The 17,345-nt window shown below is 64.1% G+C and carries 14 protein-coding genes and 1 pseudogene; 7 read left to right on the top strand and 8 right to left on the bottom strand.

From position 1 onward, the window contains the following. Window positions 1-59: 59 nt before the first annotated feature. The 5 genes and pseudogenes from AB7Z56_RS03445 to AB7Z56_RS03425 all read right to left on the bottom strand — a co-directional run bounded on the left by AB7Z56_RS03445 (window position 60) and on the right by AB7Z56_RS03425 (window position 7,100). Window positions 60-854: a CarD family transcriptional regulator gene (locus AB7Z56_RS03445; RefSeq protein ID WP_084794942.1), complete on the bottom strand. Its 795-nt coding sequence runs from the start codon at window positions 852-854 to the stop codon at window positions 60-62. A gap of 345 nt (window positions 855-1,199) precedes the next feature. Further along, complete coding sequence (gene fdxA / locus AB7Z56_RS03440) at window positions 1,200-1,538, bottom strand: ferredoxin FdxA (protein WP_063980643.1); 339 nt, start codon at window positions 1,536-1,538, stop codon at window positions 1,200-1,202. Window positions 1,539-1,670: 132 nt separating this feature from the next. Then, window positions 1,671-1,952 (bottom strand): annotated as a pseudogene (locus AB7Z56_RS03435) (RNA-binding S4 domain-containing protein); the annotation flags it as partial. Window positions 1,953-1,962: 10 nt separating this feature from the next. Next, window positions 1,963-5,349: a helicase-related protein gene (locus AB7Z56_RS03430; RefSeq protein ID WP_063980642.1), complete on the bottom strand. Its 3,387-nt coding sequence runs from the start codon at window positions 5,347-5,349 to the stop codon at window positions 1,963-1,965. 893 nt (window positions 5,350-6,242) lie between these two features. Next, on the bottom strand, window positions 6,243-7,100 hold the full coding sequence (locus AB7Z56_RS03425; RefSeq protein ID WP_187387905.1) for a DUF3108 domain-containing protein: 858 nt from the start codon (window positions 7,098-7,100) through the stop codon (window positions 6,243-6,245). Between the two features lie 509 nt (window positions 7,101-7,609). Here AB7Z56_RS03425 and rpmB point away from each other — a divergent pair. The 5 genes from rpmB (at window position 7,610) to ftsZ (ending at window position 12,009) form a co-directional block, all read left to right on the top strand. Further along, a complete protein-coding gene (rpmB, locus tag AB7Z56_RS03420) occupies window positions 7,610-7,921 on the top strand; it encodes a 50S ribosomal protein L28 (RefSeq protein WP_063980641.1) in 312 nt (103 codons plus the stop codon). A 223-nt stretch (window positions 7,922-8,144) separates the two neighbouring features. Further along, window positions 8,145-9,077, top strand: a complete 933-nt coding sequence (locus tag AB7Z56_RS03415; protein WP_354234092.1) for an AAA family ATPase — start codon at window positions 8,145-8,147, stop codon at window positions 9,075-9,077. 31 nt (window positions 9,078-9,108) lie between these two features. Continuing rightward, window positions 9,109-9,885: a hypothetical protein gene (locus tag AB7Z56_RS03410; protein WP_354234090.1), complete on the top strand. Its 777-nt coding sequence runs from the start codon at window positions 9,109-9,111 to the stop codon at window positions 9,883-9,885. A 268-nt stretch (window positions 9,886-10,153) separates the two neighbouring features. Then, complete coding sequence (locus tag AB7Z56_RS03405; protein WP_354234088.1) at window positions 10,154-10,696, top strand: hypothetical protein; 543 nt, start codon at window positions 10,154-10,156, stop codon at window positions 10,694-10,696. Window positions 10,697-10,755: 59 nt separating this feature from the next. After that, on the top strand, window positions 10,756-12,009 hold the full coding sequence (gene ftsZ, locus AB7Z56_RS03400; protein ID WP_084794938.1) for a cell division protein FtsZ: 1,254 nt from the start codon (window positions 10,756-10,758) through the stop codon (window positions 12,007-12,009). A 302-nt stretch (window positions 12,010-12,311) separates the two neighbouring features. On the opposite strand, the gene AB7Z56_RS03395 is transcribed toward ftsZ, so the two are convergent. Next, entirely contained in the window at window positions 12,312-12,971 is a 660-nt protein-coding gene (locus AB7Z56_RS03395; RefSeq protein WP_063980637.1) for a hypothetical protein, read from the bottom strand. 165 nt (window positions 12,972-13,136) lie between these two features. Between AB7Z56_RS03395 and AB7Z56_RS03390 the strand changes: the two genes are divergently transcribed. Together AB7Z56_RS03390 and AB7Z56_RS03385 are read left to right on the top strand one after the other, a co-directional pair. Next, the gene (locus AB7Z56_RS03390) at window positions 13,137-14,513 is read left to right on the top strand and encodes a DUF2235 domain-containing protein (protein WP_063980636.1); all 1,377 of its coding nucleotides are present in this window, start codon (window positions 13,137-13,139) and stop codon (window positions 14,511-14,513) included. A gap of 274 nt (window positions 14,514-14,787) precedes the next feature. Then, the gene (locus AB7Z56_RS03385) at window positions 14,788-15,033 is read left to right on the top strand and encodes a PilZ domain-containing protein (RefSeq protein ID WP_028149457.1); all 246 of its coding nucleotides are present in this window, start codon (window positions 14,788-14,790) and stop codon (window positions 15,031-15,033) included. 249 nt (window positions 15,034-15,282) lie between these two features. Here the strand turns inward: AB7Z56_RS03385 and AB7Z56_RS03380 are convergent, their stop codons facing one another. Then, entirely contained in the window at window positions 15,283-15,690 is a 408-nt protein-coding gene (locus AB7Z56_RS03380; protein ID WP_063980635.1) for a hypothetical protein, read from the bottom strand. A gap of 268 nt (window positions 15,691-15,958) precedes the next feature. Beyond that, on the bottom strand, window positions 15,959-17,071 hold the full coding sequence (locus AB7Z56_RS03375) for an NADH:flavin oxidoreductase/NADH oxidase (protein ID WP_063980634.1): 1,113 nt from the start codon (window positions 17,069-17,071) through the stop codon (window positions 15,959-15,961). Between the last annotated feature and the right edge of the window lie 274 nt (window positions 17,072-17,345).

The raw sequence follows: 17,345 nt of genomic DNA, 5'->3' as shown, positions 1-17,345 counted from the left end.
AAAAAAGCCCGGCCAACCGGCCGGGCTTTTGATTGCTTGCAATCGACGCTGCGAGACGCTTACGCGGCCTCGTCGGCGACGGCGGTGTCGTCGCCATCGGTATCGCCGTCGGCATCCGCCTCGCCCTCGCCGTCGGCGGCTTCCGCCTTGGCGTTGGTGCGGCGCGGGCTCTTGGCGAGCTGGGCCTCGATCTCCTTGACCGCTTCGGTCTCGGTCGAGTGCTGCACAACCGCGATCTCGCGGGAGAGACGATCGAGCGCCGCTTCATAGAGCTGGCGTTCAGAGTACGACTGCTCGGGCTGCGACTCGGAACGGTAGAGGTCGCGCACGACTTCCGCGATCGCGACGATGTCGCCCGAATTGATCTTTGCTTCGTATTCCTGGGCGCGGCGCGACCACATGGTGCGCTTGACGCGGGCGCGGCCCTTCAGCGTCTCCAGCGCCTTCTTCACCAGCGCGGGGTCGGACAGCTTGCGCATGCCGACGTTCGCGACCTTGGCGGTCGGCACGCGCAGCGTCATCTTGTCCTTGATGAAATTGATGACGAACAGCTCGAGCTTCGCACCGGCGATCTCCTGCTCCTCGATGGCCAGGATCTGGCCAACGCCGTGAGCGGGATAGACGACGAATTCGTTGGCCTTGAAGCCCTGGCGCTGGGTCACGACCTTCTTTTCCTCGACCTTCGGCGCGGGTGCAGCAGCCTTCACGGCCGGCTTCGCAGCAGCAACGGGGGCTTTGGCAGGGGCGGCAGCAACAGGAGCCTTCGGAGCAACGGGCTTGGCAGCGGAAGCCTTGGCAGCAGCAGGCTTGGCAACGGTCGCTTTCGCGGCCGGTTTGGCAGTCTTGTGAGGCATTGCGCTTCTTTTGTTCTTCGAGGACTTTGCAGCCGGTGCCTTAGTCGCGGTCCGACCCTTGGATGCGCTACGGCTGGCCGCGGCGACTTTTTTGGCCTCCTTATGGGAAGCCCTCGCTGAGGTACTCTTTTTACGCGTTTTCTGTGACACAGCCTGCGCGCGGAAACTGCCACGCCCCTGTTCGACATTTGGTTTCACGGGAACCCAACGGGGCCAACTGGGCTGACGGGGGTTCAGCTTAATGTGCTCAATATAGCACATTTCCCGCAAAAATCAATGATTTAGGGGTCTTGAGGGCTGGTTTTCGGCGCTGACGAAGGTATTAGGGTTAAGTTTGGGCGAGAATTAGTCTCCCGAGCCCGGGTTCGGAGAAAAATATTTCTCGAACTTTCCTTCCTGGCCGTCGAATTCCTTCGCGTCGGGGGGTGATTCTTTCTTCTGGGTGATGTTCGGCCAGCTTTTGGCGTAGTCGGCGTTGACCTGGAGCCACTTTTCGAGGCCCGGTTCCGTGTCCGGCTTGATCGCGTCAGCGGGGCATTCCGGCTCGCACACGCCGCAGTCGATGCACTCGTCAGGATGGATGACGAGCATGTTCTCGCCCTCGTAGAAACAGTCGACCGGGCAGACCTCGACGCAGTCGGTATACTTGCACTTGATGCAGGCTTCAGTGACGACGTAAGTCATCCAACGCTCCGAAAAGCTCTTTTAAAAGTCGCGGCTTGCGTAGCGCGGATGGCCCGGCGCCGCAAGGTCGGGAACGGCCGATCATGACGGCTTTACGCGTTTGATCGACCAAGAAATGAATTCAGAGCGCAATTAATTGCGCCGAGAACTTTGATTGCCTTCGCTCAGCTCCTCGTAGAGCACGCGGGCCGAGGCGGCATCGCCGCGGCGCTCGTTGAAAGCGGTTACTTTCAGCACGCGCACAGTGCGATCGAGCGCGATGGTGATCACGTCGCCGATCTTGATCGCATGGCCCGGCGACTTCTCGCGTGTGCCGTTGATGCGAACGTGGCCGGACTCAACGAGCTCGGCCGCGGAGGTGCGCGCCTTCACCACCCGCGCGTGCCACAGCCATTTGTCGAGACGCTGCCGCTCGGTCGTGGGATCACTCCTTGCGACCGGACAGCTGCTCTTTCAGCGCAGCAAGCTTTGCGAAGGGCGAGTTCGGATCGGCCGGACGATCGCGCTCGCGCGGGTTCGCGCTCGAGGCGTAGGGGCGCAGCGACGGCCCGCCCTGACGGTCGCGGCCCTTGTCGCGGTCACGACCGCGATTGTCGCGGCCCTTGTCGCGATCGCCGCCGAACTTGCCCTTGTTGCGATCGCGATCCTTGTTGTCGCGATCCTTGCCCTCGAAGCGGCGGTTCTTGTCGTCGCGCCCCTCTTGGCGCGGTGCACCTTCGGCGCCACCTTCGCGCGGCTTGCGGAAATCCTTTGCCCCATCTCTGCGATGACCGCCGTGACGATGGCGCTCATTGCGCTTCTCGCCGTCGGCTGACTGCGCGGCCGCGCCTTCGGCGGGGGCGGCGCCAGCTTCAGCACCGGCCTGCTGCGGGCGCTGATTGTGGTGACGCTGGTGGCGATGACGCTCGTGGCGGGGCTTGCGATCGTCGTGGCGGCCGCCGGGACGCCAGACCTCGACGAGCTCGGGCTCGGCAGGCACAGCGGCAGCCTCGACCGGCGCGGCGGCATCGGCGGATGCAGCGGCTTCCGTTGCAGCGGCCTCGGCGGGAGCGGCTTCCACCGCCTCGCTGGGCGCAGCAGCCTCTTCCGCCGGCGGCGCGATGCCGGGGGCATCCTCGGGCGTGACGGGGGCATCAGGCGATGCTTCGAGCGCCGGCTCTTCGTGTGCGGGCTCGTCGTGCTGCTCCATGCCGGGCGCGTCTTCGACGGTGACGGGCTCGGCGGCGGCTTCGATTGCGGTGTCCGCGCTTGCGGTGGCATCATCGGTCGCCGTCGGTTCAGTCGGAGCCTCTGCGCTTGCTTCGGCCGCCGGCGTCTCCACGGCAGCAGCCACCGGCTTCGGCGGCAGCGGCGCACGCTTCTCCATGCGATAGCCGAGCGCGCGCAGCACCGAGGCGAAATCCTCGCCGGCCGAGCCGGTGAGCGAGGTCATCGCCTGCGTCACCACAAAGCTGCGGCCGTCGAACGCGCCGGCAGGCTTTTCGCCGGGCGAGTTCTCGCGCCAGGCCAGCGCCGGCCGGATCAGATCGGCAAGGCGCTCCAGAATGTCGACGCGCACCGCTCGCTCACCGGCCTGCTTGTAGCCGAGCACGCGATAGGCATCGCGCGGCAGCTGCTTGTCGACCGGGAACGAGGTGCGGCCCGAAGATGCCAGATGCTGCGCGCCGGACAGCGACGACAGATCGACATTGTCCTGCTTCAGCGCCCACAGCAGTGCGGCCAGCGCACGGCCGGCGGGCTTGAGCAGGCCGGGGAAATAGATATGATAAGCACCGAAACGGACGCCGTATTTGCGCAACACGGCGCGCGAGGGCTGGTCGAGGTCCTTCAGCTCGTTGGCGATCTTGGGACGCTCGAGCACGCCGAGCGCCTCGACCAGCTGATAGGCGATGCCGCGGGCAATGCCGGTGACGTCCTCGGCCTTCGACAGCTCGAACATCGGCCCAAGCAGCTTTTCGATATGGGTCTTGAGCCAGAGCTCGAGCCGGGCCTGCACCTTCTCACGCGGCGCACCGGTGAGGCGCTCGTCGGAGATGATGCGGATGCGCGGATGCAGCGCCTCCTCCGCGGCAGACAGGCGCGCCACGGCATCGCCGGTCCAGCGGATGGTGCCTTCCGAGGTCAGCACGAACTGATCGTCCGGCGCATTGCCCAGTTTTTCGGCGCGCGCGTTGATCTCGCCGGCGAGCACCGCTTGCGCTGCAGCCTGCAAGGCTTTCGCATCGGAGCCTGCTTCCGCCGCATCCGGTGCAAAGGTGAAGCCATCGAGGCGGCCGATGACATGGCCTTCGACGATGACTTCGCCGGTCTTGCCGATTTCAGTATTCAAGCTCGTGTTCTCCCGCAGGCGGCGCATCAATACACTGGTCCGGCGATCAACGAAACGCTCAGTCAAGCGTTCATGGAGCGCATCCGATAATTTATTTTCGACCTCGCGGGCGATCCCCTGCCAGCGTTCGGGGTCTTTCAGCCAGTCCGGGCGGTTGGCGACGAAGGTCCAGGTGCGGATCTGGGCGATCCGGGCCGACAGCGTGTCGATGTCGCCGTCGATGCGGTCGGCCTGGTCGACCTGGGCCGCGAACCAGGAATCGGGGATGCAGCCCTTCTGCATCAGGAAGCCGTACAGCGTGGTCACGAGCTCGGCATGGGCGGCCGGCGACAGTTTTCGGTAATCGGGGACCTGGCAGGCCTCCCACAGCCGTTCCACGGCCGCCTTGCCATGCGCGATATCGCGCACCTCGACGTCGCGGGCGGCGTGGTCGAGCACGCGCATGTCCTCGGCGATCGGCGCGCGCGTCAGCGCCTCATGGCCGGGCGACTGGTTCAGGGACACCTGGAGCGCGCCGAGGGAGGCGAAATCCAGCTTCGAATTGCGCCATTGCAGCATCTTCACGTTGTCGAAGGTGTGGTTCTGCAGCGCGTTGACGAGCTCGGGCTCGAACGGCCCGCAGCGGCCCGTCGTCCCGAAAGTACCGTTGCGCGTGGCGCGGCCCGCGCGGCCTGCGATCTGCGCGAATTCGGCCGGCGTCAGGCGGCGGAACTGGTAGCCGTCGAACTTGCGGTCGGAGGCGAAGGCGACGTGGTCGACGTCGAGATTGAGGCCCATGCCGACGGCGTCGGTGGCGACGAGATAGTCGACGTCGCCGTTCTGGAACATCTCCACCTGCGCATTGCGCGTGCGGGGCGAGAGCGATCCCAGCACCACGGCCGCGCCGCCATGCTGGCGGCGGATCAGCTCGGCGATGGCGTAGACCTCGTCGGCCGAGAAGGCGACGATGGCGGTGCGGCGCGGCTGGCGCGTGATCTTGCGGTCGCCGGCGAATTCGAGCTGCGACAGGCGCGGCCGCGTGATCATGGACACGCCCGGCAGCAGCCGCTCGATGATCGGGCGCATCGTGGCCGCGCCCAACAGCAGCGTCTCGTCGCGGCCGCGGCGGTTGAGGATGCGGTCGGTGAAGACGTGGCCGCGTTCGAGATCGGAAGCGATCTGGACCTCGTCGACGGCGAGGAAGGAGACGTCGAGATCGCGCGGCATCGCCTCGACGGTCGACACCCAATAGCGCGGGTTCTTCGGCTTGATCTTCTCTTCGCCGGTCACAAGCGCGACGGCCTCGCTGCCGACCCGTGCGGCGATCTTGTTATAGACCTCGCGCGCGAGCAGCCGCAGCGGCAGCCCGATCAGCCCAGAGGGATGCGCGAGCATCCGCTCGATGGCGAGATGGGTCTTGCCGGTGTTGGTCGGCCCGAGCACCGCAGTGACGCCCGCGCCGGGTGCGCGCTCGGAGGCGAAGAGGGAGGAGGAGAAGGCCATGTCTGGGGATTAGGTAGTGGCGATTTGGGCGAATGTCAGTGCTGCTTTGGGGTGTGTTGAGGGCTGGGAGGTGTCGGCCATGTCTCCGAACGCTACGCTGCAGCCAAGCATTCCGCTGTCATGCCCCGGCCTGCCGCCTTCGCCAAGGCTTCGGCGGGCCGAGCACCCCCCTGAGCCCCGGCGTAGCCTTGGCGGAGCCGGGACCGGGGCATCCAGTACGCCGCGGCCTGTCCGCTCAACCACAACGGCCTCGGCGTACTGGATCGCCCGGTCAAGCCGGGCGATGACACCGAGCGTGTGGGAGCGCACTCCCCAAACCTCGCGCAACTGTCTCACTTTGCGACGCTTTTCCCGTTGGCCTTAAGCTTCGGAACGACTCTAGAACGAATCGCGGCCGAATCGCTGACTCCCGCTGAAGCCTGTTCCGTTCACGCCACATGTCGCGGGACTCTTATTGGTTGTGCACTAGATGGAGTTTTGCCCTGCCGCACAAGCGGCGTTTCGATGACCGGTTCCTTAAAATTGGGGACGGCGCGGAGTCGAATCAGAATCGGGCAGGAGTCAAATGGATTCCCGGGATCACGACCCCCAAACTCATTTTCGCGAAAACAACCCCATGCACAGTAGAAATGCCATTGAAAGGATTACATTTCTTTCCAGCCAAATTGCCTCCCCGTCATTCCGGCGCGCGACGCGGTCTTTCCGTCATCCTGAGGTGCGAGTGGCGCGTTGCGCAGCATCGCGCCGGGAGCCTCGAAGGATGGACGGCCCGGATGCGGCGGCACGCACGGATATTCCCTGCGGGAACAGCCGGGCTGTCGCCCTTCGAGGGCCGCTGAAGAAGCGGCCACCTCAGGGTGACGGTCTCTAAGGGGGAATGCGCAGCTAAAGCCCTACTGCGTCTTGGCGACCTTTGGCGGCTGGGCTGAGGTGATGAAGCTGGTGGCTTCCAGCATGGCCGGGCCGAGCGGCGTCGGCACTTTCAGCCAGAACGGGACCAGGATGCGCGTGCCCGCGACGGGGGCGAAGGCGATCTCGATGTTGCGCTGGGCGGCGAGGTATTTGATCACGGGACGGTCGGGAATGTAGCCCGCCACGGGCACGAAATAGAGCGCGCAGACCACGACCGGGCCCCTGTAGCCCTTCTCCGCCTTCACGCTCTCCATGCGCTTGAAATCGAGTTTCAGCTCGTAGCGCATGCGGCCGTCGAACACCGGCGCGGCGTTGTGGCAGGCGTCGGGCGTAACAGGGTCGCCGGTGCCGGGCACGCGCAGCAGCGAGGCCGTCATCGGGTCCCAGACGCCGCGGCGATGCGCATCGGTGACGACGATGCGGTCGGCATCGACAGGCGGCTCCGGCACGATGCCGAACTCCTTCACATTGCCCTTGTCGAGCGTGATGCGGATCTCTTCGGTCTTCTTCGAGGTGGTGGTGGAGGCCTGGTAGCCGGTCGCGACCAGCGCGCCGTTCACCACCCTACCTTGCGAGGCGCCGGTGCCGGACCCGCCCGCGAAGGATTTCAGCAGCCCCGTGGTGCCGCCGCTTGCCGCGGCCGCGAACACGTCGTCGCCGATGTCGATGTTCCAGGCGCCCTTGCCGACGGGAATGCCCGCCAGCGTCGCCTCATACTGCGCCTCGAGCTTGCCCTGTGCCGCCACGGGCTCCGCGCCCCAGGCCACGACGAGCCCGCAAAGGGCTGCGAAGGCCAGCCGGCCGGCAGAGCGCGGACTGGCTGAGCCGTGACTGACCAAGCCTTGGAGCCAAAGTCGGGGGGATGCGAGCACGAAACAATCCAATCGGGGCGCGAACGGTTGTTACTTAAGCCAAAAACCGCGGCAAACAATGTGTCCGGGCGCGGAGGCTTGCGGAACTCCATTTGATACTTCGGGTGCGAATACGCCCTTTATGTGATGGTAAGGCACTTCAATCATTGCCGTTTTGGTGATCGGGGGTGTGTCAGGGACGCGCACCTCGCCCCGCCCATTCCGCCGTCATGCCCCGGCTTGACCGGGGCATCCAGTACGCCGTAGCCCCTCGGCTCCAGCCGCACCGCCTCGGCGTACTGGATCGCCCGGTCAAGCCGGGCGATGACACCTGTTGTGGGGGATGCCGCGGAGCATGAATCCCCGCCCAAAACCTTGACGTCCCGTCCCTTCCCCCCTATACGTCCGCCCGCTCCCTACAAGGACACAGAATTAGCCCCCGTGGCGCCCAGAATGGCGGCCGCAAATCGTTTGGGGGACAGAAGAGGATTTCTACCATGTCTCGCCGCTGCGAACTGACGGCCAAGGGCCCCCTCGTCGGCCACAAGGTCAGCCACTCCAACATCAAGACCAAGCGCCGCTTCCTGCCGAACCTCGTCAACGTGACGTTCATCAGCGAAGCGCTCGGCCGCAACGTGCGCCTGCGCGTCTCCACCAACGCGGTCAAGAGCGTCGACCACAATGGCGGCCTCGACCCCTTCCTGCTCAAGGCCAAGGCCGACGTCCTGTCGCCGCGCGCCCTCGAGCTGAAGCGCGCCATCCAGAAGAAGGTCGGCCCGACGGCCGCGCCGGCGAAGAAGGCCAGCTAATCCAATTTTGAAATCGGGCGGGGGCTAAGTTGCGTCGCGCGGCGTAGTCTTAGCCAGTAGAGTTTTGCGTCGCGGCCGGATCGAAAGATCCGGCCGTTTTTGTTGTTGCCGGTAGGCCAGTAGCGAATTTGGAGTGACATCAGCAAAAGGGAGTACACAAGATCGTACAGCCCTTAGTTGCAGGTTCAATGTGAATCTGTTTGTGTCGGTCAGAGGATAACCGATGCATATTGATTCAGTTGAAATTGCTAACTTTCGCAAGCTTCGTTCTACTCGGGTGAGTTTTGCACGAGACAAGACAGTCTTCGTCGGCGCGAACAACAGTGGCAAAACTTCCGCCATGGTCGCACTACGATATTTCCTCGTAGCTCATGAACGAAGTAGCTTCACACTAAACGACTTCACCGTCTCTCACTGGCCCTCACTCGTGGCGATGGGCGCGAGTTGGGAAAAGGCCGCCGCTGCCGACGAGACACTCCCTGAACCCGACTGGGACGACTTTCTTCCAACACTCGACGTCTGGCTCCACGTTGAGAGTGACGAAGTCCACTATGTCCAAAAGATCTTGCCCACGTTGGATTGGGAGGGCGGTCAGCTCGGCGTGCGGCTACGCTTTGAACCCAAGGACATGACAGAATTACAGCGCGAGTATCTCTCCGCTCGTGCAGATGCGGAGAACGCAAAAAAGGGTGAAACTATCAGCGAGGCGGATAAGGCGAGCGAGACCATCGTCGTCTCACTTTGGCCGGATGACCTTGTTGATTTTCTCCGCCGCCGCCTTGCACGGCTATTCGTCATCAGAGCATACGTCCTCGATCCCACAAAACGTCAAGAGCCGGAACATGGTACGGCGAAACCGCAAGATCTGCCGCCTGATGCCGTTGCACTAGAGGAAGACCCCTTTAGGGGTCTCATCAAAATTAGTGAGATCAGTGCGCAACGCGGCTTCGGGCAAGAAGCTGAAGTCGCATTCGACGAAGATGAGGCCGGCGCCGTTACTGACACCGCCAATGCGCGGAAGCTCTCCGAGCAACTCCGGGGGTACTACAGCCGCCACTTGGACCCTTACGACAACCCGGACACGAGGGATATAAAAGCGCTGCAAGCGATCGAACAAGCACAAAAGGCTTTCGATATCCGGCTCAACGAGGGTTGACACCTTCAGAACAGGACTTCTTGACGGGTCTTTGCCGGTCACACGTTTGTTTACGGCCAACGTCCTGCCTCTCGTCTCCGCTCTCCAGAACAATGACAAATTTGCTACCGCAAGAATTGTGCGTGAGTCCTCGCCACTGCTGAGCGCTGAAAGACTCAAGAATGCGACCGACCAGCGCAATCAATTGCGCAATGCCAAGATCGCAGCTGAGGGCCTATTGAAACTGTGGCAGCAGGGGACACCTACCTGCGGCGAAGTCCTGGCTTATGTCGCCGAGCAACATCTCTTTGATCTCCCAGAAGCTTTGAAGCCATTTGCCATTCACCGATCGGACGATGAAGCCCAATCTAGCTCTGACGACGAGTCTCGTGATCCTTTAGATGAGGCAGACGCGGCAATTGAGAAATTTCTGCTCGCATCATTTTCGGAAATCGCGCCATATGCTCAGTACATCTCGAATACGGCCGAGTTCGGCACACACCAGGGGGTTAAGGGGCTAGAGTTCGATCGCGTTATGGTGTTGATGGACGATACCGAGGCGCGCGGCTTCATGTTCGGATATGAAAAGTTCTTCGGCGCCAAAGAACTTTCAGCGAGCGATTTGTCAAATGAATCTGAGGGCCGCGACAACTCGGTTAGCAGGACGCGTCGCCTATTTTATGTCACCTGCAGTAGAGCCAAGAAGAGCCTTGCGTTGGTGCTCTACACTTCCGCTCCCGAGGCGGTGAAAATGCAGATGCTTAGAAACGAGTGGTTCGACGAGCATGAAATTTTATTAGCGGTGCCCGACCATCCGATTCCAGCGTGACCGACTCGCACATGAGTTCCAGGGCTACTTGAACCATGTCATCTGCTCCACTTTCCGCTCTGCTCGCCCCCTAGCCTCACCGGGAGGGGCCTTCCGTGAGCACGAACCCCAATCCGAGCCGCGAAACCTCGTCATCTGCTGTGACGGCACCCTAAACAACGCCCCACGCGCGTTAACCGTCCGTTAACCAACGCAGCCTAGCCTGCGGTAATCGTCCAGCCATCATTAGCTCGAAATGCCTTCCCGGTTCGCTCCAGGAGAAGCGCCAATGTGCGTTGCGTTGTTGACGTATGCCGATCTCAGTGCCCGCCTCAATATCTCGCGCGAGGCCGCGCGTGCCCTGGCGAGACGTCGCCGTTTGCCGCGCTCGCGGTCGGAGGACGGCAAGGCCCTGGTGAGCGTCGATCTCGCCGAGCTCCGCTACACGCCCCGCCCGCGAATTGGCCGCAAGGCAGCCCCCATCGCTGCCCCCATGGCTGAGATCGAGGCCTTCAAGGTCGAGGCCTTCAAGATCGAGGCCTTCAAGATCGAGGCATTCAAGGCGGAGATCGCGCGGCTCGAAGCCCTCGCAGCCGGCGCCAGGTTAGTTTTCGAGCGTGAGCGCGAGCGCGCCGATCGCCTGGCCGTCGAGTTGCTGCAGGCGGCCGCCGAGACGGCGGCAGCCAATGCGTGGGCGGCACGACTGGAAGACGAAGTGGCGGACTTACGGACCGGTCGCCAGGCTGGCGGCGCGACCGCGGGACAAGCCGCGCGTCGATTGGGACATCTGGCCGCGGCCATCGTGGGCGCAGACCGCGCGGCTCGCAGATAGCACTCGAACCCTTCTCCATCCCGGCCTGCCGGAGCAATCGCGAGGACAGAATGACTGGCATGACCGATATTCACGAGATGAAGGCGCGCATTGTCGTATTCGGGGTCGGCGGCGCCGGCGGCAATGCCGTCAACAACATGATCACATCCGGGCTGCAGGGGGTCGACTTCGTCGTCGCCAATACCGACGCTCAGGCGCTTGCCATGTCGAAGGCGCCGCGCCTGATCCAGCTGGGCACCCAGGTCACCGCAGGCCTCGGCGCCGGCTCTCAGCCCGAATTGGGACGCGCCGCAGCCGAGGAGGTCATCGATACGATCCGCGATCAGTTGACCGGCGCGCACATGGTGTTCGTGACCGCCGGCATGGGCGGCGGCACCGGCACCGGGGCCGCCCCCATCATCGCCAGGACCGCGCGCGAACTCGGCATCCTCACGATCGGCGTCGTCACCAAGCCATTCTACTTCGAGGGCCAGCGCCGCATGCGCTTTGCCGAAGCCGGCATCGAGGAGCTGCTGAAGACGGTCGACACCCTGCTGATCATCCCGAACCAGAACCTGTTCCGGGTGGCCAGCGCCAAGACCACATTCGCCGATGCCTTTGCCCTTGCCGACCAGGTGCTCTATTCGGGCGTGGCCTGCATCAGCGACCTCATCGTCAAGGAAGGCCTGATCAATCTCGATTTTGCCGACGTTCTCTCCGTGATGCGGGAGAAGGGCAAGGCCATGATGGGACGGGGCGAGGCGTCCGGCGAGAAGCGCGTGCTCGCCGCCGCCGTGGCCGCCATTTCCAATCCGTTGATCGAGAACCCCTCGATCAAGCGCGCCAGCGGCCTCATCATCTCCATCACCGGCGGCAAGGATCTCATGCTGTACGAGGTCGACGAAGCCGCGACGCGGATTCGCGACGAGGCCGACCCGGACGCCAACATCATCGTCGGCGCCTCGTTCGACGAAAGCCTCGAAGGCATCGTCCGCGTCTCGGTGGTGGCGACCGGGATCGACAATGTCGACCCGGCGCAGCTGGCGGCGCCGGTGGAAACCGCACTCACGCAGCTCGCCGGCAGGCTGCGCGACGACAGCCGCCGCATCGCCGATCGCATCGAGCAGCGCAGTGCGCCGCTTCCGCACGTGGAAAGCCCGCCGCTCCGCCCGGCGGCCGGCCGACCCGCAGTGCAACCGGCAAGGCCCGATCCGGAATATGCGCGCCGCGCGGCGCCTCAGCCGCTCGATCCCTACGGACGCACCGCTCCGCGCAATATAGCCGACGAAGACCTTCTCGACATCCCGGCCTTCCTGCGCCGCTCCGCTAATTGAGCGGGCGCGGGGGAAGCGCGGGGCGATCGCATTTGGTCTTAGTGAGCTCGCGTGCGATGCCCCACAGCGTCATGGCCGGGCTTGTCCCGGCCATCCACGCCTTTCCCACGGCACGAAGAACGTGGATGCCCGGGACAAGCCCGGGCATGACGAGTTTGTGGCCCCGGCTGTGCCGAACCACTGTGATATGAGGCTCTGATATCTCGCCGCGCACTCCGCCCTCATCCTGAGGGCCCGCCGTAGGCGGGCGTCTCGAAGGATAGCCGCAGGCGAGCTTCCGATCTGCGCAGCGCGCCGATCGTTCACGCTGCCGTGCTGCGCGGGGTCTCCGCCGTTTCCCTTTTTTCCGGCTCCTTGTCGCGAGACAGCCATGCCGGGAAGCGAAGCAGGCGATCGTTGCCGTCTTTTGGCGGCTCGATGGGCGGTGCTTCATTGGCCGAACGCGGGAGGTCCAGCACGGCCTGCCCTGCCCGCACCGCATCCGCGCGCTGATCCAGTTCGCGCATCAGGGGATCGAGCACGCTGTCGATTTCGGTCGCCACCGACACGATGAAACTGTTGAGCTCGCGAGCCTCGGGCACAACGGCCGAGGCCGACTCGATCGCCCTGGAGAGACCGTCGACGACCGGTGCGAACGCGCCGGCGGCTTGTTTGATTCGCGTTCTTATCGCTTCGATCTCGGCCAAGACGCGATCACGCTCCCGCCTGGTCTTCTCTTCCGAAAGGCGGGCTTCGATTTCGGCGATCTGAGCCGTGAGAGTCGTGGCTTCGGATGCGAGTGCATCGCGGCGCAGGCGCGCACGATCGAGATCGCGACTGAGATTGTCCACTAGATCGTCCTTCCCGAACATGGCTTTGCTCCGTAGGACAGCCGTGACGCGAACCGCCAGCCGGTTAAGCGAACCAAAGGCTGGATCGGCCGAAAAAGGCATCAACTTCGGTCGCGTCATATGGGCCGACATGGTGACCCCCACCGTCCTCATTAGGCGACGACATGGTTAACAGGTGGTTAATGTCAACAGATGATGGGGCAATGAGGCACCATGCCGCCGATGCCGACTTCGTCTCCTCGCTGCCATCCATTTTCGCTATACTCGCCCCGGTAGCATCACCGGGAGGGGCATACCGTGGAGCACGACGACCAGCACAAACCCAAAACCGAGCCGAAAAACCTCGTCATCTGCTGTGACGGCACCGGCAACGAGATCTCGGAGAACATCTCCAACGTCCTGAAGCTCTATCGCTGCCTGCGCAAGACCGACAAGACGAAGCCGCGGCAGATGGTGTTTTACGATCCGGGCGTCGGCACGGTGACGGAGCCTTCGACGTGGCACCGGCTCAAGGCCAACGTCAATCTGGTGCTGGGGCTCGCCACCGGCTACGGGCTCGATGACAACGTGCTGTCAGCCTATTGCTTCCTGGTCGAGCATTACGCGCCGGGCGACCGCATCTACCTGTTCGGCTTCTCGCGCGGCGCCTACACCGTGCGGGTGCTGGCGGGGCTGATCCACAAGATCGGGCTGATCTCGCCGGAGCAGGCGAACCTCGCGGGCTCGGGCCTCGTCGCCTACAAGCAATATTCCGGCACCGGGCGCGGCAACGACATCGAGGACCTCAAGGATGTCGCCTTCGACGAGAGCGGGCCGCTGCCGAAGGACGAATTCGACCTCGCCGCCCAGTTCGCGCGCATCACCTCGACGCGCTGGCCGACCATCCACTTCATCGGCGTCTGGGACACGGTGGCGAGCGTGATCGTGCCGCGGCGCGACAATTTCTTCTTCGTATTCAGCCTGGAGGAGCTCGCCTTCACGCTGCGCAATCCGAGCGTAAAAATCTTCCGGCAGGCGATCGCGATCGACGAGCGGCGCTGCATGTTCCGCCTCAAGGCGTACAAGGAGCCGCAGGAATATTGGAGTAACCGCTATGTGCCCGACGAGAAGAAGGTGCCGCAGGACATCATGCAGGTGTGGTTCGCCGGCGTTCATTGCGACGTCGGCGGCGGCTATCCGGAAGCCGAGAGCGGCGAGTCCAAATATCCGCTGATCTGGATGATCGAGGAAGCGGCGAAGGCCGGGCTGAACTTCAACCCGCGCACCGTGAACCAGCTCGCCTGGGGCATCCAGCGCAAGAACTCGCCGTTCCAGTATGTCGAGCCTGCCTACACCGGCAAGGTGGGCGAGCTGCACAATTCGATGACGGCGCTCTGGCGCGTGCTGGAATTTGTGCCGAAGAGCGCAAAGTACAAGGAATGGCCGCAGCGAAAGGTTTTTCTGGGCTTCTACATCCCCGATTGCGAGCCGCGCGTGATCCCCGAAGGCGCCCATGTGCACGAGAGCGTGCTGAAGCGGATGGCGGTGGAGCCGGGCTACCGGCCGGTGAACTTGCCGAGGGATTATGTGACCGTGCCGATGCCGGTGCGGCCGCATGCTGAAGCCGCTCCGGACTCGCTGCCACCCTCCCCTGAAGGGGGAGGGTCGGCTCATATTGAGCACAGCGAAATATGAGACGGGGTGGGGTGAAGGTCTCTCCACCTCCAACAGTGCCCGTGTTGAGAGATCACCCCACCCCGCTCGCGCTACGCGCGATCGACCCACGAGCGAGCTTCGCTCGTCTCGGACCCCTCCAGGGGAGGGTGGGCATCCCGCTACCGGCGTTTTCTCCGTTCGCTGCTACTTTTCATTAAAATTCTCGGGCCGCCCTTAGTCGGATCGCATCAACTCTTTCCATCATGCCTCCCAAGACCACCCGCGCCGTCCGCGGAATTGGAGGAGAGTGCCAATGCATCCGCGCCGACATGCCCGCGTGAAACCGTCCGGGCTGGTATCCCGCCAGGCCAAGATCATCACTGACCCGCGCGCGCCGGTGATTCCCTGCACGCTGATCGACTACTCGCCCGGCGGCGCCTGCGTCGATCTCGGCGGGCAGGTGAATATCCCCGACAGGTTCGAGCTGCTCCACGTCAACACCAAGAAGCGCTGCCGCATCGCCTGGAAGCGCGGCTCGCGGATCGGCGTGGTGTTTTAGGGGGACGCTCTCTCCGTAACTGAATAATTCCGCCGAGCACTCCGCTCTTCCCCCTCCCCCTTGCGGGGGAGGGTTGGGGAGAGGGGTGGCCCGGCAATAGGTGTTAGCTGCGTGCGAGGTGATGCAACACAGGCGCGCTTCATTCGATAGCGCGTGCCGTGTGGCTACCCCTCTCCCTAGCCCTCCCCCGCAAGGGGGGAGGGAACGCAGCGGTGATGCGGCACGACCTTTTTCCAACAGCTGTCGTAGCTACGCCCGCATCCTGGCTTTCGTGCCGGCGACGATCTGCATGGCGACGCCGGCGATCCAGCCGAACAAAGCGAGCCAGGTCCACGCCAGGTGCGGCTCGAGGCGGAGCACGATGACGCCGACGGAGGCGAGCGCGGTGAGCGTGGCGCAGAGCGTGCCGGCGGCGCTGAGGAATTCCGCGGCGTCGATCGCGCTGTGGGCGTCGTCGAAGGGCAGCTGCGGCGTGTCGATGCCGAGATAGAAGCCGACGAAGCCGAGCAGCATCATCAGCAGCAGGAAGCCCTGCGTGGTCAGCGGGGCGATCGAAGATCCCACATAGGCGCCGACGAACAGCCCGCACGCCGCGCCTGCCATCGCGAGGCCCACGCGCTCGAAAACGTGGGCAGTCTTGCGAACACGAAACCGCATGGCGGGCCTCCCTGAGGAGTTGGGTGCGCGGGAGGGTAGGCCAGTTTTGCGGTGCGTGGAAGGTGAGGAGAGTTACGGATGCGTGAGGGCGCGGGATAGTGAGGGCACGATCGCCCGCGCTGCCCCCACCGCTGTCGTCCCGGACAAGCGAAGCACAGATCCGGGATCACCACAGGGAGAGATTTGGCGAAGACTTTAAGTTGTGCAGTGGCAACTCATACCGCGCATCATCGTGAGATCACGCGGTATGGCAGCGCCCTCTCGCGCCCTACCTTGCCCCGAACGTGGTCTTGCCGAACAGCGCCTTTTGCGTCGACGGCTGCGAGCGCCAGTATTGCGGCGGGGCTTCGACTTCGCCGCCGAGTTCGGCCGCGGCGTGCCAGCCCCAGCGGGGATCGTAGAGCAAGCTGCGGCCGAGCGCGACCATGTCGGCCTTGCCGGATGCCACGATCTCCTCGGCGTGTTTGGCTTCGGTGATCAGGCCGACGGCGATGGTGGGCAATCCGGTCTCGCGCTTGATGGCCTCGGCAAACTGCACCTGATAGCCGGGGCCGAGCGGGATCTTCTGCAGCGGCGAGACGCCGCCGGAGGAGGCATCGATCCAGTCGACGCCGCGCGCCTTCAGCGCGTTTGCGAACGTGATGGTCTGCGCCAGGTCCCAGCCGCCCTCGACCCAGTCGGTCGACGACACCCGCATGCCGACCGGCTTGTCGTGCGGGAAGACCGCGCGCACCGCGTCGTAGATCTCGAGCGGAAAGCGCATGCGGTTTTCGAGCGAACCGCCATATTCGTCGGTGCGCCTGTTGGAGATCGGCGACAGGAACTGATGCATGAGATAGCCGTGCGCGCCGTGCAGCTCGATCGCGTCGATGCCGAGCCGGGCAGCGCGCTTGGCGCTGTCGACGAAGGCCTCGCGGATGCGCTTCAGGCCGGCGGCATCGAGCGCCAGCGGCGCGGCCTCGCCTTCCTTGTGCGGCAGCGCCGACGGCGCCACCGTCTGCCAGCCGCCTTCACTCTGCGGAATGAGCTGGCCGCCGTCCCAAGGCCGCGCGCTGGAGGCCTTGCGGCCGGCATGGGCGAGCTGCATCGCGACGGCCGTGGTGGAATGCTTGCGCACGGAGGAGAGGATCTGCTTCAGCGCGGCTTCGCAGGCGTCGCTGTAGAGCCCGAGACAGCCCGGCGTGATGCGGCCGATCGCCTCCACATGGGTCGCCTCGATGCAGAACATCGACGCGCCCGACAGCGCGAGGTTGTTGATATGGGTGAAGTGCCAGTCGGTGGCGACGCCGTCGTCGGCCGAATACTGGCACATCGGCGACACCACGACGCGGTTCTTCAGCGTCAGGCCGCGCAGCTTGATCGGGGAAAACAGGGCGCTCATGCGGGGAGTTCCGGGGGATGGAGGAATGGAAGCGATTGCATGAAGTTTAGTAGCCCTACGGCGAATTGCCAGCTGCGCGGCGGACATGCCCGCCCGCGGCGCCATGCATTGCGCGCGTCATATGATCACAAGGCGGAGATAACCCTCGGCCGCTTGCCAGGAACTCCACTGTCATCCCGGGGCACGCGAAGCGCGAGCCCGGGATCCATAACCACGGGATTGGGTTTTACGAAGATCGACAACAGCTGGTCTTCGCCAAACGTCTCTCTCCCTG

Source organism: Bradyrhizobium sp. 482_C4_N1_8 (assembly GCF_052075965.1).
Classification (GTDB): Bacteria; Pseudomonadota; Alphaproteobacteria; order Rhizobiales; family Xanthobacteraceae; genus Bradyrhizobium; species Bradyrhizobium barranii.
Note: the sequence above shows the minus strand (reverse complement) of the source record. Positions and strands in the feature narration are given on the sequence as shown.